At 57.4% G+C, this 23,556-nt stretch carries 17 protein-coding genes; 5 read left to right on the top strand and 12 right to left on the bottom strand.

Going from position 1 to position 23,556, the window contains the following annotated elements; all coding sequences use genetic code 11:
• Positions 1–98 precede the first annotated feature (98 nt).
• Positions 99–572, top strand: a complete 474-nt coding sequence (locus tag ACZCED_RS11470) for an SH3 domain-containing protein (protein ID WP_462967862.1) — start codon at positions 99–101, stop codon at positions 570–572.
• On the opposite strand, the gene ACZCED_RS11465 is transcribed toward ACZCED_RS11470, so the two are convergent.
• A complete protein-coding gene (locus ACZCED_RS11465) occupies positions 559–1,074 on the bottom strand; it encodes a diguanylate cyclase (RefSeq protein WP_462967861.1) in 516 nt (171 codons plus the stop codon). The two genes, ACZCED_RS11470 and ACZCED_RS11465, sit on opposite strands and share 14 nt — an antisense overlap.
• Before the next feature lie 344 nt (positions 1,075–1,418).
• On the opposite strand from ACZCED_RS11465, the gene ACZCED_RS11460 reads away from it, so the two are divergent.
• Entirely contained in the window at positions 1,419–1,862 is a 444-nt protein-coding gene (locus tag ACZCED_RS11460) for a MerR family transcriptional regulator (protein ID WP_462967860.1), read from the top strand.
• A gap of 159 nt (positions 1,863–2,021) precedes the next feature.
• Here the strand turns inward: ACZCED_RS11460 and bamA are convergent, their stop codons facing one another.
• From bamA to gdhA, 4 genes are all read right to left on the bottom strand, one after another.
• Positions 2,022–4,841, bottom strand: a complete 2,820-nt coding sequence (gene bamA / locus ACZCED_RS11455) for an outer membrane protein assembly factor BamA (RefSeq protein WP_464860830.1) — start codon at positions 4,839–4,841, stop codon at positions 2,022–2,024.
• An 8-nt stretch (positions 4,842–4,849) separates the two neighbouring features.
• A complete protein-coding gene (locus ACZCED_RS11450) occupies positions 4,850–9,067 on the bottom strand; it encodes a translocation/assembly module TamB domain-containing protein (RefSeq protein ID WP_464860829.1) in 4,218 nt (1,405 codons plus the stop codon).
• Positions 9,068–9,218: 151 nt separating this feature from the next.
• The gene (locus ACZCED_RS11445) at positions 9,219–9,767 is read right to left on the bottom strand and encodes a ferritin (RefSeq protein ID WP_462967857.1); all 549 of its coding nucleotides are present in this window, start codon (positions 9,765–9,767) and stop codon (positions 9,219–9,221) included.
• 225 nt (positions 9,768–9,992) lie between these two features.
• On the bottom strand, positions 9,993–11,342 hold the full coding sequence (gdhA, locus tag ACZCED_RS11440; RefSeq protein ID WP_464860828.1) for an NADP-specific glutamate dehydrogenase: 1,350 nt from the start codon (positions 11,340–11,342) through the stop codon (positions 9,993–9,995).
• Between the two features lie 256 nt (positions 11,343–11,598).
• Here gdhA and flgM point away from each other — a divergent pair, with 256 nt between their 5' ends.
• Positions 11,599–11,916, top strand: coding sequence for a flagellar biosynthesis anti-sigma factor FlgM (gene flgM / locus ACZCED_RS11435; protein ID WP_462967855.1), 318 nt, complete (start codon positions 11,599–11,601; stop codon positions 11,914–11,916).
• Positions 11,917–12,043: 127 nt separating this feature from the next.
• Here flgM and ACZCED_RS11430 read toward each other — a convergent pair whose 3' ends face one another.
• The 7 genes from ACZCED_RS11430 to ACZCED_RS11400 all read right to left on the bottom strand — a co-directional run bounded on the left by ACZCED_RS11430 (position 12,044) and on the right by ACZCED_RS11400 (position 21,288).
• On the bottom strand, positions 12,044–12,694 hold the full coding sequence (locus ACZCED_RS11430; RefSeq protein WP_462967854.1) for a DUF4124 domain-containing protein: 651 nt from the start codon (positions 12,692–12,694) through the stop codon (positions 12,044–12,046).
• Positions 12,691–13,161 carry a DUF1499 domain-containing protein gene (locus tag ACZCED_RS11425; protein ID WP_464860827.1) on the bottom strand — a complete coding sequence of 157 codons (471 nt, stop codon included), beginning with the start codon at positions 13,159–13,161 and terminating at the stop codon, positions 12,691–12,693. The genes ACZCED_RS11430 and ACZCED_RS11425 overlap by 4 nt, the downstream gene beginning before the upstream one ends.
• A complete protein-coding gene (locus tag ACZCED_RS11420; RefSeq protein ID WP_462967852.1) occupies positions 13,151–13,507 on the bottom strand; it encodes a hypothetical protein in 357 nt (118 codons plus the stop codon). The genes ACZCED_RS11425 and ACZCED_RS11420 overlap by 11 nt, the downstream gene beginning before the upstream one ends.
• Positions 13,508–13,518: 11 nt before the next feature.
• The gene (locus tag ACZCED_RS11415; protein ID WP_462967851.1) at positions 13,519–14,400 is read right to left on the bottom strand and encodes a mechanosensitive ion channel family protein; all 882 of its coding nucleotides are present in this window, start codon (positions 14,398–14,400) and stop codon (positions 13,519–13,521) included.
• A gap of 380 nt (positions 14,401–14,780) precedes the next feature.
• A complete protein-coding gene (locus tag ACZCED_RS11410) occupies positions 14,781–17,723 on the bottom strand; it encodes a response regulator (RefSeq protein ID WP_464860826.1) in 2,943 nt (980 codons plus the stop codon).
• 169 nt (positions 17,724–17,892) lie between these two features.
• The gene (locus ACZCED_RS11405; protein ID WP_462967849.1) at positions 17,893–20,868 is read right to left on the bottom strand and encodes an insulinase family protein; all 2,976 of its coding nucleotides are present in this window, start codon (positions 20,866–20,868) and stop codon (positions 17,893–17,895) included.
• A 51-nt stretch (positions 20,869–20,919) separates the two neighbouring features.
• Positions 20,920–21,288: a hypothetical protein gene (locus ACZCED_RS11400; RefSeq protein ID WP_462967848.1), complete on the bottom strand. Its 369-nt coding sequence runs from the start codon at positions 21,286–21,288 to the stop codon at positions 20,920–20,922.
• 407 nt (positions 21,289–21,695) lie between these two features.
• Here ACZCED_RS11400 and ACZCED_RS11395 point away from each other — a divergent pair, with 407 nt between their 5' ends.
• Complete coding sequence (locus ACZCED_RS11395) at positions 21,696–22,538, top strand: glycyl-radical enzyme activating protein (RefSeq protein ID WP_462967847.1); 843 nt, start codon at positions 21,696–21,698, stop codon at positions 22,536–22,538.
• 2 nt (positions 22,539–22,540) lie between these two features.
• Positions 22,541–23,556, top strand: a 1,016-nt coding sequence (locus ACZCED_RS11390) for a pyruvate formate lyase family protein (RefSeq protein ID WP_464860825.1), incomplete at its 3' end; no start/stop codon positions are given.

The raw sequence follows: 23,556 nt of genomic DNA, 5'->3' as shown, positions 1-23,556 counted from the left end.
GACTGGTTACGCAGAACCAGGGCCTTCGAGACCGCCTGGCATCCAGGGAGACCAGGATCGAGGAACTTGAGGCAATGGCAGCCCGACAGGAAATACGGATGCTGCAGAAAGAGGCGCTGGCCAATGAACTGCAGCGGCGCGTACTATCTCAGCAGAAACCGTTGGACGATGCCATCACCGAGGTGGTGCGGACCAAGGCGAAATTGAGGAGCATCGAAAGCAGGGCCGAGGCCGCCTCGACCATCGCCGAAACCGAAATCGCCGTAAAGACCATGAAGATCCGGCTTGCGGACACCGACGTGGAAGGGGCGGCCGCCGGGGGAACGATACTGCGGAGTATCGATAACCAGGCGCCGTTGTCCGGCGAGGTGTTCCTTGACCAGCCGTTGCCGTTGACGCTCACGAAAAGCACCAACCTGCGGGAGGGGCCGGAAATCACCTTTCGCATTCTCGCCACCTTGGAAAAGGATTCCGCTGTCGTCGGTTATTCGCACATGGGGAACTGGATACGGATCGACACGGAAGAAGGGCTGACGGGTTGGGTATACCTCTCTCTGGTCATGGTCCGATAACCTGATTGCGACCGATTGCCTTGGCCCGGTAAAGTGCATCATCGGCGCGGCGCAGAACGGCTTCGACGCTGTCATCCGCTTCTTTGCACTGGGCCACTCCCACACTGATGGTCAGCATCCATTCCTGATAATCGGTGAATTTTTCGCGTACCGACGCCAGGTACGCCTTGACCCGGTTGATGGCCACGGCCTTTTCTACATGGTTTTCCGTATTGTCCAATATCTGTTGGAGGTTTTCAGAGATAGTATAGGAGCTCGAAAAAACTTTCAGATCGTAAAAGCGTGCTTTTAGCCACAGTTGCATTTCACCTGCAGTCTGCAGCGAGGCATTGCGCAGATCGGTGGCAATCTTCTCCTGCAAGAATTTTCGGTTCTGGATATAGGAAAGGGCCCCCAGCATTACGCATGGGACAATGGTGGCCAGCATGGCAAGAACGATAATTTTGGTTTTAATGCTGCGAAGCCGGGAGACGTGCAGAAAGCGGGTTTCGGCTTTTTTCAAGGGACAGCTTGCCGAAAACGTTAAACTATCAAATTCGGTCAGCGCGCACACCGGCGGCACCTGTCGATGCCACTCTTGACCGGGCATTGCCCGGGCAGCCGCCGCATGACCGTAAAACCATTTCCTGTCATACTTCTCGTGTTTTGTAAACCCTGTATAACCGGATGGTTATGGTAGGCTGCCATATCCGCTGAATTTCGCTGTAACCCGCTAACCAAAAGAATCGCGGCGGCTTCCCCGTGAGATAGACAAGCAGATCCCAAAGAATGAAAAATTCTCGACACTGACCGTAGGCAGTGCTATAAGACATAATACTGTTAACTGTTTTTTAAGGAGGAAGGCAGATGGATAGGGTGTTTTCCCCGAAAGCGGTTCAAGCGATAACCGGTATCCCGGCACGGCGGATCAAATTTTATTCCGACGCCAAACTGTTGAGTCTGAAAGACAACCATCCCGGACGGGGGCGGGGGCGGGAATATTCGCGGCAGAATGTCTTTGAACTCTTTTTGATAAAGGCACTGGATGCCATCGGCGTGATGTTGTCAAGGATAGAGGAGGTCTTTTCCAGTGCCGGTCCCAATTTTTCGATCTTGCTGGACTTGGCCACGTATGAAAAGGACGACCCGCCGGGAATGTTCGTCCAGATTTCCGAAAGCGGCGTTCAGTTCGCCGGGTTAAGGGAGAGCGGGGCGCTGAAAGGCCCTGAAACCCTTACCCTCGATATGTCAGGCAGGTCGAGTGCGATCATCATCAACATGACCGAATTAGCCAGGAAAGTGCCGGATTAGCATCGCGAGGAAAATTAGAGACAGTAAACTGTCAACTGACATAAAAAGCTGGCCGCAGGTGACCATCCAACCCATCGGGCTGTTCGTGAGGCGGCGAGCGTCCCTTACCGACAATGGCTGTTCCCCCGTATGAAAGCTTTTTAAGCCAGCGACATCGGCTTAAAAACTATACCCGATTGAAAGATGGAACCGACCGGCCGATTCGCCTTCCTCACGGTTCAGTTTGTGCCCGTAGAGCAGGCCCATGGGGCCGATGGGGGTGATGTAGCGCAGGCCGAGCCCGACGGAGGCGCGGAACCGGTCCGAGCCACCTTCAACCAGGGTTTGCTGGACGCTGCCGATGTCGAAAAAGGTGGTCAGCTCCCAATTCAATCCCAGGTCGATTCGCGCCTCCAGACTGCCTACCATGGCCCTCTTTCCACCCACGGGATTTCCCTCGCTGTCAAAACGCAGCAGGTTCTCATTAAAGCCCCGGACGCTTTGAATGCCGCCCAGGAAAAAAAGCTGGTCGTCCGGGACCAGCCCACTGTCGGCGTAGGAAATCACCTGTCCGATCCTGGCCAGGCCGGCAAAGGTGACTTTTTCAAATGGCGTCCAGTAATAGCGGGTATCGAACTGGTAGCGAAAGAAGTCGTCCAACTGGTTCTGGACCCCCTTGGAGATGTCCACACCCAGGGATGAGAGAAGCCCCCGTGTCGGCCGCACGAAAGAGTCGCGGCTGTCGTAGCGCAAATAGGGCGTGGTTACGAAAATGGTGCGGGTCTCTTCCTCCGTGTCGTCTGAGACGCGATCCTCGATGCTGAACTGATCCCGACTTTCCAGCCTGAAACTCAGGGCCGTGGTCACATGCCTGCCCCAGTCGCGGCCAAACCCCAGTGATCCGCCGGTAGTTCGGGTGCCGAACGGCTGGTTGAATTCGGTCAGCTCTTCATTGAATATCCCGATACTCGCCGTGGTGCGGGTGCCCAGAAACCGCGGTTCGGTCAGTCGGGTCTCCACCCGGTAGCCGGTCTGGCTGATTTCAGCGCCGGCCCACAGATCCTTGTTCAGGCCGAACAGGTTGCGATCGCCGACTTTGGTGCGACCGAAAAACCCGCTGTCCGATTCGTAGCCGCCGCTGACCTGGACGTAGTAGGGTTTGTTCTCTTCGACTTCCACGAACAGGTTTACGGTCTCCGCCTTTTCCTTCAAACCGAATGTTCGGTAGCTCACCCCATGAAAGATGTCCAGGTCTCTCAGCCGGCGCTGGCCATCGTTAAGCAACCGTAATGACAGAGGTGTCTGGGGCTCTACTTCCAGTTCGCGGCGGATTACCTTTTCAGCAGTTCGCAGGTTACCGGATACGAAAATGTCCCCCAGTGTCACCAGCGGCCCGGTATCGACCTCGTAAACGATGTCCGCCCGGGTGCGGTCCTCGCTGTAGGTGACGCTGGCGTGCACCGTGGCATGGGGGTACCCTTTCTCGGAAACCAGGCTGACGATGGCTTCCTTATCCGCATCCAATGCGGTGTTTCGAAACGGTTCGCCGACTTTGTGGACCAGCACCTTCCTGGCATTTGCTTCCGGCAACACCGTCAATCCGTTAATGAAAATGGAACCGACTGTTGTCCGGGGGCCTTCCTGGATATTCAGCGAGACATCAGCGCCGGTTTTGTCTTCATTGAAAGTCGCCTCGGAATCCACCGTGCGTTCCTGGAAACCCTGTTTCATGTAGAGGGTGGTCACGGCATAGGTGTCCGTTTCCAAGGTCTCGGGGACATAGGCGCCATCGTGAAAAACCGTAGGTGGGCGGGTGAGAATCTGTTGCCTGATCTCCTTTTCAGAGAGGACATGGTTGCCGGCGATGGTGACCCTGTCCACGACCGTTTGCGGCCCTTCTTTAATGACGAAGCGCAACTGACGGATGTTAGCCGGATTGCCGGGAACATCCGTTGTCTCTGCTTTGATCCGGGCATCGAGATACCCGTCCTCGTAGTACCGCCGCTTCATGTTTTGAATGCTTTTTCTTACGCCGATATTGCTCCGGTTTCCATCGCTGAAAATGACCACATCCTTTTTCAAGGTCAGGTTCCAGAACCGTTGGTTGCCATCGAAAACAACTGTGTAGCGTGGCCCTTCCCGGACCTGGACGGTCACATTTACCTGGTGGGCGTCTTTAGGATCATCGATACGGTAGGATAGTTGGGCATCCGCAAATCCTTTCCTGCGGTAGTATTTCAACAGCGAATCCATGTCCTTTTTAAGCCGGTATTCGCTGAATCGGCCGATTCCGGGCAACAGTGCCGCCCGCCAGACGGTCATGCGCCTTTTTAACGCATTGGAAGAGACACCCTGGTTGCCTTCGATGGTCAATCTGCCTAAAACGTAGTGAGGTCCCTTGTCGATATCCACGAGGATAACGGCGTTAGCGTCTTCGGTGTCCCGCTGGGCTTTTATGGACACCTTCGGGTCCACGTAACCTTCCCGCTGATAGCGTTCGATGATGGCTCCGGTCTGGGCGGATAGATCCGTTCGTGTGTATGGGTCTCCCGGATAGATGGTCATCTGGTTTAAAATGTCCCGTTCGAACAGAGGATATCGGCCCCGAATTTGGATATCTTTGATAAATCGATAGGGGGTTAAGGTGAAGGTTAGCGTTTCGCCGTCTGGTTCAGAGATCGAATCCACATGGATGGCGGAAAAGCGATGGCTCAGCTTGAGCGCGTCGATGGCTGCCCGGACAGCGCCTTCATCTAATGGGTCCCCGGGTTTAAGGCGGATGAGGCGTGTGGCCATTGCGGCGTAGGGCTTCTGCTGGTGCGGTGCGTCATTGATGACCACCCGGATGTTGCTGACTACCGTCTTCGACCCATTGGCAATAAATGTATCATTGCCTACGGTGACGGTGTCTGCGGCCAGACCTCGAGCGAACGGAACCAAGATAAAACCGAGGACCAACGCCCACAGGTGCAGCTGTTTTTTTTCGTGTTGTTGCGTCACCCGCTTATTCACCTGAATTCGATCCTAAACACCAGTTCTGACCCGTATATGCCCTGGTTGTCCTGAAACCCGCTGACCAGAATATGCTCCAGAAGTTTATACTCGGTAATGGCCCGCTGGACGACTTCGCCATCCTTGGACTCTACCGCATATTTGACAGTCATGCGATCGGATAGATGCTTGCCCACGGTCACCTTGACGCCGGCGGCGTCCTGGCCATCGCCGCTGCCGTTGGTTTCCAACTGCAGAATATCGACGCCGGTGGTTCTTTTAATGTCGTCACCAAGCGTGTCGGCAATCATTTCGGCCATGATCTGGCCGGTGGTGCGTTGTGCGCCGCCCTCGCCGGCAGAGAGTTCCTGGGCGGTCCGGCCGAACAGGATCAGCGACAGGATGTCCGCATCGGTTTCCGCGGGTTGCGAGGTAAGCGTGAGATCCAGGTTGTCCGGTGTTCCCTTGATCCCCAGGTTGATCCGCCACGTGCGGATCTGGATTTGGCTTTCGATGTCGATTTCGGCCTCGGTCTTATAAGGGTTGACGAAATCGATGATCCCCTTTTTCACTTCGAAGGTCTTCTTTTGAAAGGTGACGGTGCCCTCCCTGACCTGGGCCCGGCCGCTGACAATGGGACGCGCCAGGTTTCCACCGATTCTCAGATCCGGACTGATCTCAAGCTGGGCCAGGTTATTCTGGACCAGAAAGGGTTGCCGATGGTTGACTTTGATATCCAGATTGACCGTGCTGAAATAGGGGATTGTCAGGGGTTTGGCCTCAGGCGCTACGGCCCGCTGGCGGGCAGTGGACATCTGCAGCAGGTTGATTTTGACATCTTTGTAATAGACCCCTTCCAACAAAACAATGGTTCCCCGGGCAGCGGCGGTTTCGTCGCTGCCCGTGATGTTGATATCACCATTGAGCATCACAGCCAGCGTGTCGGGTACTTCCAGCGGAAGGGCTTTCATCTCAATGGCAAGATTCATTCGCGTCGGCGTAAACGTTTTGTGCGCGATACTGCCATTAACGCCAAAGGATCCCGTATCCAGCATCCCACTCAAGGCATCGATGCGGATGCTGTCGGGGGTCAGGTGAATGCTGCCGTTAAGATCGTGAAGTTTTTGAACCAGGCCGGGAACCATCATGCCGATGTTTTCCAGATCGATGCGGGCGTCGATCTGCGGATCTGCGGTATCCCCGGCAATTTTGCCCTTCAAGACAAGGATGCCGCTGGCATCGCCCAGTTCATCATTGAAAATTTTTGCTGCAGTTAGGGGGATCCGGCCGTTGATATCCATATTGATCCGGTCGCCGATCCGGGCATCTCCCTTCAGGCGAAGGCGGCCCGAATCGAGCACGGCCGCCTCGAATTCGGGGATGATCAGTTCCTGGCCGGCCAGCCCGGCAACCATCCGGTCGGACTGGATCAACGAAATGTCCTTATACAGCAGGTGAAATGCGTTCAAGTCTAAGTTTGCCGAGGCGTTGGCGGCATCACGGATATTTCCGGAGGCTTGCAGTCGGCCGCTCAGCGTACCATGAAAATCAGGTTTTCCAGCAGCCTTGAAATAGCTTGCGGTCTCGGTGCGGTCAAATGTCAGGCGGGCATCGAAATCCCCCTTTTTCAAATCGCAGGCGGCGTCCATTTCGAAATTCAGGTTGCCCGTGATCCTGGCCAGCATGTCGTGCAGGCTGAAGGTGAGGTTGGCGTCTTCGATGGCGCCGTCATTGATGATGATGTCGGAGACTGTCAGAATACCGTCAATGTCCGGGTTCTGCAGGCTTCCCTGTCCGGAGACGTCAAACCGCAACATAGCGTCGCCAGGGAAAAAATCATGCAGCCGCTCGATGCGGGTGACGGAGATGCCGTTCGATTTGACGTGAAGGTCCATGGTCTTATCCAGGCCCATCCATCCGGCTCCCTCGATTTGTTCGCCGGGGGCGACCGCTGCGGTGAACCGGTCCAGCCATAGGCGCCGGTCCGCCAAACGGGTGTCGAGAGTCAAGGTCTCTACGGCCTGGCCGGCCAGACTGGCCTGCCTGCCGATCAGGGTGAACCGGCCGGCGGGATTTTCAAGACTGCCCTTGAGCGCAGCGGAGAATGTGAAATCACCGCTTGCCGCATCGACGAAATCCCCCGGATCAAGGTGATCTGAATCGGCGGTAAAGTCAATGGGCGGGTCATCGACCGGGCGCAGGGTGCCGGGAGCAAGCAATTGGATGCTGCCGGCCGCGTTGACCGTGGAATTCCGGTTGCGCAGCTCCAGTCGATCCACAAAGACGGTGCCGGAACCCAACCGCAAGCGGGTATCGACCTCGCCGATACGGAGAGCGTCCATGCCCAGCGCTTTGCCGTTGAGGGTCAGCGCACCGGTCAGTGATCCAAGCGTACCGTCCATTTGCAGCCGGCCGTCTACAATGCCGTTGATCGGCGGAGATTCCATGAAATCGGCAGCGGACAGGGTTGCCAGCGTGAGATCGAGGACGTTGACGAATTCGGGGTCGATGCCGCCACTGCCCGGCAGCAGACGCAGGCGGGCATGGCCTTGGATCCGGGAGTCCCGGTTCTGCAGGCTCAGGGCGGTCAGGTTCAAGCGACCCTCATGGTCCATGCTGGCTTCGACGATCAGATTTCCGAGGGTATAGGGGGCGACCTTCAGGTCCTTCGATTTCAGGTCCACCGTGAACCGAGGCCTGTTCAAATGGCCGTCCACGGTCAGTGCTGCCGTGCAGGCGCCGTAAACGGAAGGAACACCGACTACGGCCAGGGCCCGGGAGAGATCTTCCGCCGCCAAGGCTAGTTTGCCGGCTAGTTTCCCGTCGTCCATCTGAAAACGACCATCCCCGGACAGTTTAAAGCCGTCGGCTGCGACGTTGAGGCGGGATATGGCGATCGTGCCGCGGTCCATCCGGGCCGACAGATTCAGGTCGGCATCGATGGACTGCGCCATGCCGGGGGCAAGCAGAGCCTGTGCCGATCCTTTAATTGCCAGCCGGGCGGAGATTTCCGACGGCCGGATGCCGCTTCCGCTTACCGAGACGCTGCCGGTCATTTTGCCGTCCATGTCGACAAACGGTTTCAGCCACGGGTGAAGGTCGGGGATCGCCTGCGCCAGGTTGAGGTCGTAAGCGATGGCGCCGGGATCCGTTGGAGGATCGAGAAAGCCTGTTGGAAAGGCCTCATGAAGATTGACGGTTCCATTCAGCTTGACGGTGCCGCCGGCCAGGCGGATGGCGGCCGAATCGATCCTCGCCAGCCGGTCCTCGAGGCTGACGGACAGTTCGCCGCGATCCAGCGACTGGCCGGCAATCCGTCCGCCGTCGACTGTCAGGACGAGTTCGGCATCCGGATTGGCCAGCGGCCCCTTGAGGGCGAGCCTGGCGTGGACGGGACCGCTGTGGTTTCCGGAAAGATTAAAAATGGATTTCAATTCATGCAGTTGACTGTCGACAGAGAGAACGCTGTCGACCAAAGGCGCCGTGAACAGGCTCCCGGATGAGCCGGATAGCCTCATCGTGGTCTGGCCGGCGGCGACATCCAGTGCGGGTACGTTCAGTTGGTCGCCGTTCAGATGGGCCTTGAGGACGATGCGGGCCGGTTCAGGGTTAATGCCGGCACTGCTGAACCGCAAACTGTCCACTGCCAGTTCCAGGTCTGCCGATCGAGCCACCAGATCGCCTTTGGCGGAAAGGGCCAGCCCGGTGGCTTCGAGGCGGGTAGTCTCGTCTGACGGGGTAAAGGTGAACCGGCCGCCGGTCAGCTGAATCGATTCACATACGATATTGAAGGGCAGTCCAGGGCCCTCGGACATCGGCGCGTCGGTCTCCTTTTCCCGCGCAGGCGCTACCAGGGCCGCCATCAGGTTGACGCCCGCGGCCTCATCGAGGGCCAGGTCTGTCCATGGCCCCTGCAGCAGGAGACGTTTTATGCGGATTTCACGCCGCCACAGGGCCCGCCAGTCAAGTTCCACGGAAAGATGGGCTAAACCGGCCAGGGCCAGCCCCTGGGGATCTTGAAGCGCGACCCCGTCAAGGTCAAGGCCCGGTTCCAGAAAGGACAGCCGGTGGGATTCGATGGTGATCGTTCCCGGGATCGTGGTGTTGATCCGGGACTGCACCCATTGAAGACCATGGTTGGATTTGATCCAGAAGAGGGCGGTGATGAAAACGATGCACACCACGGCCGCCAGGGTGGCGGCGATCAGCAGCATGGGTTTGAGCATTGTTTTCATGGGGACAAAAAATACCGCCTTCCGAGGAAAAGGACAATCTCAAAAGGCGGTATTTCCCATGTTTTTAAATTAAACGAACGTGTCGAACCGGCGGCAGCGTTCAACCACGCGTCCACATCGGCATGGCCAGCGCGGTTCTTCAGCAACCGGATTACGCGCCGGATGCGGCCATGGCCGATTCGATTCCCTTGCTGAAATCCGTAGGCACGTTGGCGGTCCTGCCGGCCAGCTCCCGGTCCAGCATCATCAATCCCTGGGGGTTGTCTTTAATGAATTTAAGCTGGGCAATCATGTCGTTGTCGTTTTCCTCTTCCTCCACCTGCTCGGTTACATACCATTCCAGAAAAATCTGGGACGCATGATCCTTTTCGGCAATGGCCAGCTCCATGAGATCGTTGATGGACTGGGTAATGTACTGTTCGTGGGCCAGGGTTTTGGTGAACATGTCCAGTGGTGACTCGAAGGTAGCGGGCGGCTCCTTGATGGCGGCGAGCTTTACCCGGGCGCCCTGCCGCTGGATATATTCGTAGAACTTCATGGCATGGAGCATCTCTTCGTGGTACTGCACCATAAACCAGTTGGCGAAGCCCTTGAGTCCCTCCTGGTTGCAGTGGGCCGACATGGCCATGTAAAGGTAGGCCGAGTACATTTCCCGGTTGACCTGTTCATTCAATGCCTGGGTCATTTTATCACTGATCATGGATCTCTCCTTCCCCTTTATCAAACGGTTGTTCGTCAATCATACCCGGCCGGCACTCGCCGCCATAATCGGCTAAGGGCCGGATGCATCTGGTTTCAAGGCAGCCTGGCAATCCAAATCATAACAGCCGACGAGCAGCCAATGTAATCATCGGCAGCCCTGCCTTCAAGGGCTTTCAATATAGCGGATACCGCGGATGATGAATGAAAAGATGGGGTGTGTCGGCTATATGATCCCCTGGTCCAGCATGGTGTCGGCCACCTTGATGAAACCGGCGATGTTGGCGCCCATGAAATAGTTGCCGGGACTGCCGTGTACGTCGGCGGCGGCCAGACAGGTGTCGTGGATGCCCTTCATGATGATCTTCAGCCGGTTGTCCACCTCTTCTCCCAGCCAGGTCAAGCGGATGCTGTTCTGGGTCAATTCCAGGCCGGACACGGCCACGCCACCGGCATTGGCCGCTTTGCTGGGCGCATAGAGGATCCCCTTGTCCATGAAAATATTCCGGGCGTCGGCGGTGCAGGGCATGCTGGCGCCCTCGCAGATCAGTTTGACGTTGTTGTTGATCAGGTGATAGGCGTCCTGTTTGCTGACTTCATTCTGGGTGGCGCAGGGAAAGACGCACTGGGCGCGGTGTCGCCACAGGGGATTCGCCCCATGGCCAGGGGCCGCCGGTGTGTAGGCGGCGTGGGAATATTGATCGACGTATTCGCTCAGTCTGCCCCGCCGGATGTTTTTCAGGCGGCAGACGAAGGCCAGTTTGTCCGCATCGATACCCTCCTCATCGTAGATATGTCCCGATGAATCGGACAGCGTGACCACCTTGGCCCCCATCTCGATCAGCTTGCGGGTGGTGGCCTGAGCCACGTTGCCGGAACCGGAAACCAGGCAGGTTTTTCCGGCGAGTGCGTCGTTGCGGGTGGCCAGCATCCGGGCGGCGAAATAGACGCAACCGAAACCGGCCGCCTCGGGCCGGATCAGACTGCCTCCCCAGCCCAGCCCCTTGCCGGTCAAGACGCCGGTGAATCGGTTTTTCAATTTTCGATACATGCCGAACAGATAGCCGATTTCGCGCGAACCCACACCGATATCCCCTTCGGGAACATCCGTGTCCGCACCGATATGCCGGAACAGCTCGGCCATAAAGCTCTGGCAGAAGCGCATCACTTCACCGTCCGATTTACCCTTGGGCTCGAAGTCCGCTCCCCCCGCACCGCCGCCCAATGGCAGGGTGGTCAGGGCATTTTTGAAGACATGCTCGAAGGCCAGAAATTTCAAGATGCTCTGGTTTACCGACGGGTGAAACCGAAGCCCGCCTTTGTAGGGGCCGATAGCGCTGTTCATTTCCACCCGAAACCCCCGGTTGACCTTGACCTGGCCCATGTCATCCATCCACGGCACACGAAAGGTGATGATGCGTTCGGGCTCAACGATCCGTTCAAGGATGCTGTGGTGGCGGTATTCGGGGTTTTTGTCCAGCACCGGCCTGACGCTTGTCATTACGTCGCCGACGGCCTGGATGAATTCGTTTTCGTGGGGGTCCCGGGCAAGCGTGGGTTGGGGAATATCGGTCATGTCAGTCACCTTCGGGGTTGCATCGGTTGTCGTTTTCTTCAGCCTTGAACCGGCCTTTGTTTTAGGTCATCGGTGCTGATTCCGCAAATTCTTTTTTGGGTTTGACCGCTCTTGCAGCCTGATCCCGGAAACGGACGATCAGGGCTTCAATGGATGAAAAATCAGTGTGTTGTGCCATGTTATGCAAAAAAACTATTGTTTTTTTGGTAAAGTGGCCGATAATGGGTTTACAACCGTGCAACAAGGAGTCGCGAACATGGAAATCAAAGGCAGTCCTATTCAATCCAAACTCACTGTTTACCAGAGTGCACAAGCGATGGGCAAGAACAAGGATGTGGTCAGTCCCGAAAAACCCGAGGCATCCACCCCTCAGCAGGACCGGGTGGCGCTGAGCGGCCGGGGGCGGTCCATCGCCGATGCCCAGCGGGCCATGGCCGCCGTCCCAGATGTGCGTGAAGCGATGGTTTCCCAGATCCGGAACGACTTGCAGAATGGAACCTATGTCGTTGACAATCAAAAAGCGGCGGAAGGCATCCTCAGAGAATCCATGGTTAATCAGGCTGCCCTGTTGTGACCCGTCGGCAGCCCAAATAATGGTCAAATCGAGGGAGATGGTCTCAAGGCCGTCTCCCTTTTTGTTGACCACTCCCCCAATGTCAGTTGATCGCCCCTGACGATGGTGGTCCGTTGAGGCGCCGCGGTCAGTTTCCCGATGTGAATGCACCCGGTTCGCCACCCGGCCGTTTCAACCGCTGCTCGATGTCTTCGAGACGCTTTTGCGTCTCCACCATGTCCTCTTCCACGTAGCGCAGATCGCTCAGATAGGCGGTCAGGTTATTGTTCAGCACCACCAGCTGCCGTTCGATGGACTTTTCATTTCTGCGCGCATAGGATCCGCTTCGCTTCCGGTAATACGCGGCATCCTTTTCCGCTGCGGCAATGCCCACCTGATTGTCAGCAATGCTTTTTTCAAGCTGCGCTTTGCGTTCATCGAGCCGCTTCAGCTGCCTTTTCAGCTGTTCAGCCGCTTGCATCGCCATGCTATCGGGCTGCGGCGTCGGGTCGGGTGTCGCCTCCGGTTCTGCCGGGTTGGAATAGCGGATCACGCTGTCGATCGTTGAGCTGTCCTCAGGCGGCCGGTCGGTGATGTGGATGTTGCCGTCCGCGTCCGTCCATGTGTAGACTTCACCGGCGGCAGCCGGGCTTGCGAGCACCAGCACGACCCACAGCAGTTGAGCTGCGATAGCGAGTGTTAAGCCCGCCGCAAACGGCGGGTTTGACCAGCGGACTGGAGATCGATTCTCATCCTTTTGCCGCGGGGAATCTTCACTCGTCGCACAAACCACATTCATGCCTTGTCATCCTTTGGGAGCCGCTCCTGGAACCGTTGCCTGATCTGTTCCAGGCGTTTGCGATTGACGCCAAAATCAAAATAACCCACCCGGGAGGCGGATCGCATATGGATAATGGCGGTGTCCGGGAAAAAGAACTCCACATCGTCGATGAACCCCATTATTTTCGACCGGAATTCCACGTGAAGGTAGCGGTCGGTCTGGGTGACGATGCGGGTGCCGGCCATCTCCTGAACCACCTGTTTGACGGTTTCCATGGCGCCGATCTTATCTCCTTCATAGGCAATGGGATCGATGTGGTGTTGGCTGTCGCCACCCTGACTGATCACGCAGTTGGGTTTGCCGGAACAGGGGGCAAGCCGTCCGTTATCCAGGCCAATCGTCCCGGGCGGTTGTCCTGCGCATCCGAACAGGATGGCGCCTGCCAGCAGAATGGATGCATTCATCGATCTTGCGTCAGTTTTCATTTTCTTCGCCGGTTGCATGGCCGCCGTCACCGTCGATGCGTTTGGGGTTGTAGGTCTCGCATTCGCCGGTGCCGTAGAATCGGAACGGCAGATCCTGATCGTCCACCACGGTAATGTTGTAAAGGGCACCCGGGTCCTCTGTTTCCGCTGCGGCCCGGGTTGCCTGCCACAGCTTCCAGGCATAGCGCCAGGCCGTGACATCCGAGTTCAGCGGGGCCGCTTCCGGGGGCGGTGAAAGACCCGCTTCGAACCCCGCTTCGGTCCGCCGGTGGAACCTGACCCTGAATCCCTTGGGTTTTCGGATCCACCCGTTTTCGATCAGCTTCAATCCGTCGGCAATTTTCATTGGTCCCCCAATCAGATATTTTCTTCGTCTCCGGTTTCGTGAGTGCCGAGCCCCATCGGGTGGCCCTGCATCGGACGACGTGGTCGGCCGCCGTGAGTCCCGTCATCATTGATGTGAAGATCCAGCTGCGGGAAGGCGAATTGGATGCCTTCGTGGTCAAAGCGCAGCTTGGTTTTTTCCAGCAGGTCGCAGCGGGCGACCCAGTAGTCCTTGTTGTCCACCCAGCAGCGTCCCCCCAGTTCCACGCAGTTGCTGGCCAGGTTGAGCACATACACCATGGGGCCCGGCTTGGTCTTCACCCGGGCGTCCTCGGTCATGATCGCTTCCAGAACCCGCTTGGCTTTGAGCAGATCCTGGTCGTAGCGGATGCCCACATCGACTTTTACCCTTCTGGTTCCGCTGTACTGATAGTTGATGACGATATCGTTGAGGATTTGCCGGTTGGGGACGAAAAACGTTTTGCCGTCAAAGGTTCGCATGCGGGTATTGAGAAACGTCATGGCTTCGACTTTTCCCAGCAGATTGCCGGCTTTGACGGTATCTTTCACCTTGAACGGCATGGTCGGCATAAAGGGGCGGAAAAAGATGATCAGGCCGACGCTCACCAGGGAGATGATGGTCAGCAGGCGCAGCATGTTGATCGGTTTGGCCCCGAATTCTATCGCGGCGGCGGTGACCACGAGGGCGACCAGAATGATATACACCGTATTGCATAGAACCGGTATGAAGGTGGCTGTCGGCATCAGCCGGCGCAAACCGTTGCGCAGACCCTTATCTATCCATCTGGCCAGCAACAGGCCGACGATCAAAACCAATAGGGCCAGGACCATTTGGGTGCCGTGCAGGGTCATCGTTTCGCCGAGCTTCTGGAGACGGGACAGTTCATTTTCCATTGACGCTGTTCTCCTCAATGTTGATGAAATTGAAAACGGGCGGCAACGCTGCGACGGCGCCGGAACCAGGGCAATAATAGGGGTAAGCGGTTTTTAAGGAGTTGGCGTAACAGGCTGTTGAAGAACGTTCGTGCTGGGCCATACAGCGTTAAAATTTGGTTCAACGTGTTCATTTATCACGCATAAACTGCGCTGTTTCGCCAAATTTTTCCTTGTCTTGCCTGCGCTCATGACGGTTTTCAACACCCTGTTACAGCAAGCGGCCGTCGTGCCGAATGGGCGCTTTTTTGAATAGGACGTTTTGGCCCGTGCGTCAAGGTTCCACTTGAAAAATCGGGATCGGATGCCCTGGATGAGAATGAGCCATCGACGCCTACGGTCTACGCGGGTGTTGAGATGATCCGGTCGAGCTTTTCCTGAAGGGTTTTCATTTCGAAGGGTTTCTGGATAAAATCATCCGGCGGACCAATCTGGGCGAAACGGTCTTCGATTTGCTGCCGGGTATACCCGCTGGTGATGATGATTCGGGAATCAGGCCAAAGCTTCCTGACCTGTTGCATGGTTTCCAGTCCATCCATGCCGGGCATGGTAAAATCCAGCAGCAAACAGTCGATGCGATCCGACGACTGTTTGATTATATCCAGTGCCTCCTGGCCACTCGATGCCGTCCGCACGGTGTATCCCATGCGTTCGAGGAACTGGTTCCCGATGTCCATTACCATCTCATCGTCATCCACCAGCAGTATGGTTCCCCGCTTTGGCATGCTTTGATTCTCCTCCTTGTCGACCATCGCCGGCCGCAGGGAAATCCCCTGTATGGGAAACAGCGCGGTGAACACCGAGCCCTTATCCCTTGCGCTGCTGACCTTTATGGCACCGTTGTGGGACCGGATGATGCCCATGACTGCCGCCATGCCGAGTCCGCGGCCGGTGAACTTGGTAGAGAAAAAGGGATCGAAGACTTTGCCCAAGGTTTCCGCGTCCATACCGCATCCCGTGTCGGCCACCTCCACATAGGCGTACATGCCTTCGGGCATATCTTCTTTCAAATAGGTGGTGGACAAATACTCCCGGTTGCACTGCATGGATCCGGTGGAAATCCGAACCCGGCCTTCTTGTTCGCCCAGCGCTTCGATGGCGTTGGTGATGAATCCGGATATCATTTGGCGCATCTGGTCGGCGTCCGCGGCCACCAGCGGCATGGGTTCGGCCAAATCCAGGTCCAGGTTCACATTGGCCATCTTGGATTCATCGAGGTTTTTCAATACCGCTGTTACCGTTTGCGACAGGTCTACCGGAATGCTCTCCTTTTTCAACTGGCCCACATAGGTCAGCATCATATTGCTCAGGTCCGCCGCGCGCTGGGATGCATTGGCCGCCCGCTGGATATTGCGGGCGGCGCTGGATCCCTCGGGCAGATCCGCTTTGGCAATCTCCAGGTTGCCCAGTACGACCATCAGCAGGTTGTTGAAATTATGGGCGATGGAACCGGCCATGGTCCCGAGGCTTTCCATTTTTTTTGACCGCTGAAGCTTGTTTTCGATGGCGGTTCGTTCGTTGTCGGCCTTTTTGCGTTCGGACAGGTCCCGTGATATGCCCAGAACGGCGCTGGGCGTGTCGTTGCTGTCCAGGATGAAGCCAGCGGTTATCTCCACGGGAACGATGGTTCCGTTTTTGTGGTACTCATCCAGTTCCAAGGTCATGGAATAGCTTTTGGGGTCGATCTCTCCCGTCGACGCCCGCTGCATTGCTTCACCCAGCGCGGCAACGGCCCGTTGCAAGGATTCCGGTGTCAGATATTGGTCAATGGACAGGCCGGTCATTTCATCGGGTGTATAGCCCTGGGCCTTTTCGACAGACGGGCTGACATACTTCATTCTCAATGTCTCGACATCGAGGATCCAAATGACATCCGTCACGTTCTCCGCCAGCAGGCGATAGCGCTGTTCGCTTTCCTGCAGCTGTGTGTAGGATCGGGCATTGATGATTCCGGTGGCCACTTGTGAGGCGATGCCCATGAGCAGGTGGACATCGCTGGTGGTGTGGTCCCTTTTGGCGGCCGTGGTGTCTACTAAAAGCAATCCCAGGGGTGCTTTTTTGTGGATCAGGGGGACGCTGATCAGCGCCTCGACGTTGAGGTTTTCGATCAGGCTGATGCTGTCGACGGACAATCCGTTGCTTTGCCCTTGAATGTCGCTCAAATACACCGGTCGTCCGCTTTTCAGCGATTGAATGAACCTGTCGGACGAATTTTTCAGATCGATATCCACATCCATCCGGGACAGGAACTGCCGTTCTGCATGTGAAAAACCGTAATCGGCAGCGTGGTACAGCCGGTTGCACCCATCGTCGCACAGGGCGATCATTCCCCGTGGAAAATCAAGGTTTCGCGACATGGATTCCAAAACGGCGTCGAGAAAAGTATTCTCCTCCAGGATGTCCGCCCCGGCCAGGCCGATTTCCTGAACCAGCTTCGCGTTCTGGTAGCGGTTTTCAATCTCTTCCAGGAGGTGGCCGGCGCTATCGCCCTGCTCTTTGAGGGTTGCGGTCATTTCCTTTCTTTCCAGCCGGCTGCCAACGAGCAAAACAGACAGGACAATGACCCCCATGGCCAACGCCAAGATCGTCCAGGCGGCCGCGGTCAGGAATAAAAACGTTGCGGCGGAAACAGCGATGGCCAGCGCGCCGGCATAGGCACTTGTCCGTTTCCAGGCGGCGGACGGTTTTTCCTGCCAGGCAATCCGGTACTCGCAGGCATGATCCCCGCGATGCATACATTTCGGATGGACCACCTGGGAGGCCTGGCCGGTCAAAATCGTACCGACGGCCTCTAAAATACCCCGACGGTTTTCACACTGAAACGGTTCTTCCCGAACATCCGGTCTGACCGAAACGGTCACTTCAGCGCAATTTTTTCCGGTGATGGTGGTTTTGCTTACATGCCCCCTGGACCATTTGGGGTAGAGCCGGTCGACGGCCTTGTACATGGCCGCGGGCGTGATGAACTGGAGGCCATACTGCCTGATGGTTCCCGTCGATTTCATATTCAGCGCGTGCAGGCCGACCTTGTAGGAAATCCCGGGGTCGGTCAGCACTTCGTCCAGACAACGGTGAAATCGGTTGATTTGCGATTGGCTTAAAAAATGCCCCTCGTCGCTGATGTCGAATCGGGTGAGCCCGCTGCAGCGCAGCAGTCCGTCGGTATCGACATCCGCATGCTTGGATTCCAGATAATGGATGTAGTTGCCGATGATACCGCTGTTGTAGAGTGGTGTCCGGTCGCTGAAGACGGACTGATCGGCTGCACGGGTGGTTCGGTTCAAAAAGAGATGCCCCCGAAATCAAGGTTGAGCAGCGATCCGGCATCCGGACCGCGCGATTCGATATACCTTATCGGCAATTTACCCATGTTGTTAAGTGAAATCGAGTCGACGGTCCGGTACGATCAAAAAAAACACCCCACCCCCGGCAGGTGCCGGCGGCCCAGCGTCGCTAAACGGTATGAATGGCAAGCGACTTTTCCCCCATTTTTGCGTTGGCGGTGTCGAGCAAGTCGCGGCTGGAAATGACGGCAACGGCTTTTTTGGCGTGGTCATTGTCAAAATAACGCTCGGCCGCGTTCAGCACCGCCTTGCGGGTCAGTTTTAACAGGTTCTCCTTGTTGCGCATGCGCGTTTCGTCGGATAGTCCGATGATCCGGCGGTAGAAGGCTTTACGGGCAGCCGGACCCGGCGGGTCGGGCTTGTCGATTTCCGAACAGACCTGCAAAATGGCCTCTTTCACATCCTCTTCGGAAAATTTCCCGGAGCGGATGAAATCGGCCGCTCCATCGTAGACCGTTAACGTGCCCACGATATGCGGGTCCCGGTAGGAGCCGAAGCTGAACAGCCCGTCTTCGGCGTTGTACAAGGCGAACCCGCCATAGGCGCCGCCCTTTTCCCGGATCTCCCGATGCAGGTACATGGATCGCAGCATTTTGGCGATCACCGACAGGGCCGGGCTGTCCGCATGGTCCAGTCGAACGGTCGGAAATGTCTGGGCCACGAAGGAAACCGCCGTGGAGGTGCTCCATCCTTCCATGGGAAGGCCTGTCGCCACGTCCATGAGGGGCGGCGCAAAGCCATCGGCCCCGCCGGCTGCCAGTGCGCCGGTCAGGGTGTTCACGGGTGCTTTCGCCCTGTCCAGCATCGCCTTTTCCCCGATTGCGGCCAGCTTCACATTGTTCCGGTTGAACAGTGTGTTGGCGATGGCCTGCAAGCTGGCGGTCAGATGCTGCAGGCTCCCGTCGGTGGTTTCCGTTTCCACCTGTTTGATGGTGTGCAACTGGTGGATGCCTCCCCAGATTTCCTGGAGGTGATTGGCGGGGGTAAAGTTGCGTGAGGCCAGGGAGATGGCCAGCCGATGACCGTTGTGGACCACTGCCGCCTCGAGACCCGCCCGGTATTCCAGGACCAGTTGGCGCAGCCGCGTGTGGTTGGTAAAATCGACCCGGGAGATCAATTCGCAAAGGATTTCGAACATCCGGTCCTGGTTGCGGTTCAGGCATTTGCCGGAAAACGAGACAAAGGACAGGCAGTCGCCGCTGTCGTCAAACCGGGTGCGGGCGTTGGCCGAAAAACCGATGCCGCCGGTATACAGGTCCATGCGGCGGGCCATTTGGGTGTAGTCGCAGTCGGTGGTTCCCATTTTTGATGCGGCATAGCAGAAAAAGGGAACCAGCGGCAGCAGTCGGCGGTCGATGCCACCGGCCCCCACCCCCCCCGAAAAATAGAAAATGCCCGATGTGGGCTGGTCATAGGCCCACACCGGCTCCTGAAGGACTCCCGGCGTGGGGTCTACGCGCACCACGGAAGGCGGAATGTCCTCGCGTTGCAGGGTGGGCAGGCACGCCAGGTTTTCCTGGCTTTCCTGAAGCTTTTCAAGGGCTTGGGCATCGGCCCGGATATTTGCCAGATCGGCATCTTCCATACCGGCCAGGATGGCGGCCAGTTCCTTTTCTACGCGCCGGTTTTCCCGTTCGGCCATCTGCTGGTCGGGTACCAGGCTGAAACGGACCCGGTGGGGGTTGTCCAGAAAATAGTGCCGGATTTTATCCTCCAGGAAACGGCCGCTGGCCAGCGACTGCCGGAGTCGGTTGAAATCCGCGTCCAATTGGAGCATACGTTCCGGATCGCCGCCGTGCAGCCAGCTGGCCGATACCCCGATCAGCAGTTTGATGCCATAGGGGTAAGGGGTGTTGGTGATCTCTTTGCGGTGAAATTCGATCTGGTGGATGGCCGATTCCACCAGCTCCGGATCGATGCCGTCGTCGGCAAGGCTTTTCAGAACGTCCAAAACGATAGATTCGATCTTTTCTGGGTCGGATTCGGATACATCCTTTAGTCCCACCGCGAACATGGTGTCCCGGTTTTCCGCATCGAATCCGGTGCCATCGGAAAGGGCCGTGCCCAACTGGCTGTCCATCAGTGCCTTGCGCAGCGGCGATGCCGCATTGCCGATGAGCACCTGTTCAATCACCGCGGCGACCAGCACCTCGAAGGTGTCCTTGATGTCGGTCAGCAGCCATGCCAAGCAGGCCTGGTATTTTTTGGCAGGGTCCTCGCTGCGATCCAGCGGGTAGTGATAAGCCACGGTCTTCGGCGCCGTCCACCGGGACTGGGCGGGCACGTCCGTTTTCGGATCGATGCGTGAAAACCGACCAAGCACCCGCTCTTCGATGAAGGCCAGGTGGTCCTTGAGGGACAGATTGCCGTAGGTGTAGAAATAGGCGTTGCTCGGGTGGTAGTGGCGGGCATGAAACGCCTTGAGCTGCCCATGGGTCAGCGAGGGGATGACGGCAGGGTCGCCGCCGGAGTTGTTGCTGTATGTCGTGTCCGGATAAAGGGCGTTGAGCAGGGACCTCACCATGACCTGGTCCGGGGACGACATGGCGCCTTTCATCTCGTTGTAGACCACGCCTTTGTACTCCAGCCGCGCATCGTTCCCTGTGCCGGTTACGTCCAGCCGGTGCCCTTCCTGTTTGAAACTCAGTTCGTCGATAACCGGGAAAAAAGCCGCGTCCAGGTAGACGCTCATCAGGTTGTAGTAGTCTTTGCGGTTCTGGGTGGCGAAGGGATACATGGTCCAGTCCGAGGCGGTAAAGGCATTCATGAAGGTGGACAGGCTGCGCTTGAGCATCGAAAAGAAAGGATCGCGCACCGGAAACCGCTCGGAACCGCACAGGACCGTGTGCTCCAATATATGGGCGACACCGGTGGAATCCGTCGGAACGGTCTTGAAGGCCACGCCGAAGGTGTTCTCACGGTCCATATTGCTGATGTGGATATGGCGGGCACCGGTGCCTTCATGTTCCAACTGGTAAAGCCAGGACTGGATGTCCGTCAGATAGGACACCTTGTTTACCGCGTATCCGCCCAGCCGGTCTCCGGGCGCGATGCCGGGGTTGTTTGCGTCTTTTTGCATAGTCATGAAGATCTCCAGTGCCGCTTGCTTGTATTCGGGTTGCCGGTGCAGTGATGACTACTCCACCGCTTTGTAGCTGCCGCGGCTGACCCGCATGATTTTTTCAATTTTGTTCAGTCGGAAAATAATATTGCGAAGCTTCTTGTCGTCGTAGCCGGTCTGCTCACGGATTTCGGCGATGCCGATGCCGTTTTTGCTTCGCCTGATCAGTTGCAGGACGGTTTCCGTGGCATTCGCGGGGGAGGCGCCATTGCTCGTAGACGTTGACCGCCGGGACCGTGGAGCCATTGTCTTGATCAGCTTTTCCAGGCGGTCGAGTCGGTCGTTGAGGCCGTCGATGTCTCGCTTTGTGGGGATGTTGTAGTTGTGCATGAAAAATTTGACCATTGCATCAAAGCTCACCGGTTTCCCTTTTCGTTTGGCCATTTACCCCTCCGTGGGCACTCGTCTTGCGTTTAAAGCATCGCGGCCATGGCCGCCGGGTCCAATCCAAACATTCGTCTATTCAAGCCTTGCGCCTACTATACAGTATCAATCAGACGGCGGTGTAAATGACTGCATGGTCAAATCAGGCATGCTGTCAAGCTAAGCGACAACGTATCCAAAGTCAATGGGCAGGGCATCGAGGGGACGCTGAAAAAGTAATAGTCTCGATAACTAAAGCGTTTTTTCGCAATGAAGAGAGGTTTCATGACTCGTTCACGAGGCAGGTGCAAGCGGTCCGAAAAACTTGCTCCCCACCTGACCCGGCCCCTGATGCGGGCCGGTGGCGGCTAAGCGATCAAGTGGTCTGAAGACCTGAATTTCTGTTGCCTTTGGAGCGCTCGTGTTGTATGGGGGACGTATCAGCACTGAAGGGGATCGTCGATCCCGACCGATCAAGGGGCGGCATGACTGAAGGCACCATATTCAAAATTAAGAAATACGCGCTGCACGACGGGCCCGGTATCCGAACCACGGTTTTTTTCAAAGGGTGCCCGCTGTCCTGCCGATGGTGCCACAATCCCGAGGGCCTCGACCCGCGGCCCCAGCCGATGTCGCATCGTACGTCGTCCGGCGAGATCGAAGAGACGGTGGGAACCGTCATCGGGGTCGATGATTTAATCGAAGAGATCCAAAAGGATGTGCTGTTTTACGATGAATCCGGGGGCGGGGTCACCTTCTCCGGCGGCGAACCGCTGGCTCAGCCGCCATTTTTACTGGCATTGCTGACGGCCTGCAACCGTCTGGAAATCCACACCGCGCTGGATACCAGCGGGTTTGCGCCGGCGGCTGTCCTCGATCGGATCCTCCCGCGGCTGCAGCTGGTGCTCTTCGACCTCAAGATCATGGATGAGAAGCGGCATCGGCGATATACCGGGGTGTCCAACCGGACCGTTCTGGAAAACCTGAAGCGGATCGCTGAGAGCCGGACACCGGTACGCCTCCGCGTCCCCCTGGTTCCCGGTATTACCGACGGTGACGCCAATATCGATTCGATGGTCCGGTTCGCGGGCACCCTCGAGGCGGTGCAGGGGGTGGACCTGCTGCCGTTCCACCGCATCGGAGGCGAGAAGTACCGGCGCTTGGGGATGACCGACAGCACGGCCGGGATTGACCTTCCTGCAGCGGACCGGGTGGCGGCAATCAAACACCGGTTCGAATCCGCAGGATTGACCGTATCCATTGGAGGATGATCATGAACGAACGCATCACCCGCTTGAGAACCCGGAGCCTTGCGGCCTCGCCCAGCCTGTCGGCCGAGCGGGCCCGCCTGCTGACCGGCTTTTACAAAAGCGGCGTTGCCCGGACCGCGTCCATCCCGGTGCAGCGGGCCATGGCGTTTGCCCATATCATGGAGAACAAGACGATCCATATCGGGCCCGACGAGCTGATCGTGGGTGAGCGCGGTCCGGAGCCCAAAGCCACGCCCACCTACCCGGAGGTGTGCGTCCACTCGCAGGCGGATCTGGATATCATCAGCGGCCGCGAGAAGGTGGCCTTTTCCGTGGATGACGCGGTTCGGCAGGTTTACCGTGAGGAGATCATCCCCTTTTGGCAGGGACACTCCATCCGGGAAAAACTATTCTCACACCTGCCTGAAGACTGGAAAGCGGCCTATGCCGCCGGTGTCTTCACCGAATTCCAGGAGCAGCGCTCGCCGGGACACACCGCCTGCGGGAACAAGATTTACCAAAAAGGCTTTCTGGATCTAAAGGCCGAGATCCGTGCCGCCCTGGACCGGCTCGATTTTTTCGGTGATCGTGACGCGATGGACAAAAGGAACCAGCTGGCGGGCCTGGCCATGGCCGCCGACGGGCTGATCGCCTTTGCCGGCCGCCATGCCGATGCGCTGTCGCTGATGGCCGAATCGACGCCGGACCCGGAGCGCAGGCGCGAATTGATGCAGATGGCCGCCATCTGCCGGCGGGTGCCGGCCCACGCCCCGCAGACCTTCTGGGAGGCCCTCCAGACCTACTGGTTCGTCCATGTGGGGGTCATCACCGAACTCAACCCCTGGGATGCCTTCAATCCCGGGCGGCTGGACCAGCATCTCTATCCGTTTTACGAAAAAGACCTCGCCGAGGGACGCCTGACCCGGGAGCGGGCCAAGGAACTGTTGTGCGCCTTCTGGATCAAATTCAACAACCACCCGGCGCCGCCCAAGACCGGCGTCACCGCCAAGGAGAGCAACACCTACGTGGATTTTGCCCT

It is taken from the genome of Desulfosarcina sp. (assembly GCF_055467485.1).
Note: the sequence above shows the minus strand (reverse complement) of the source record. Positions and strands in the feature narration are given on the sequence as shown.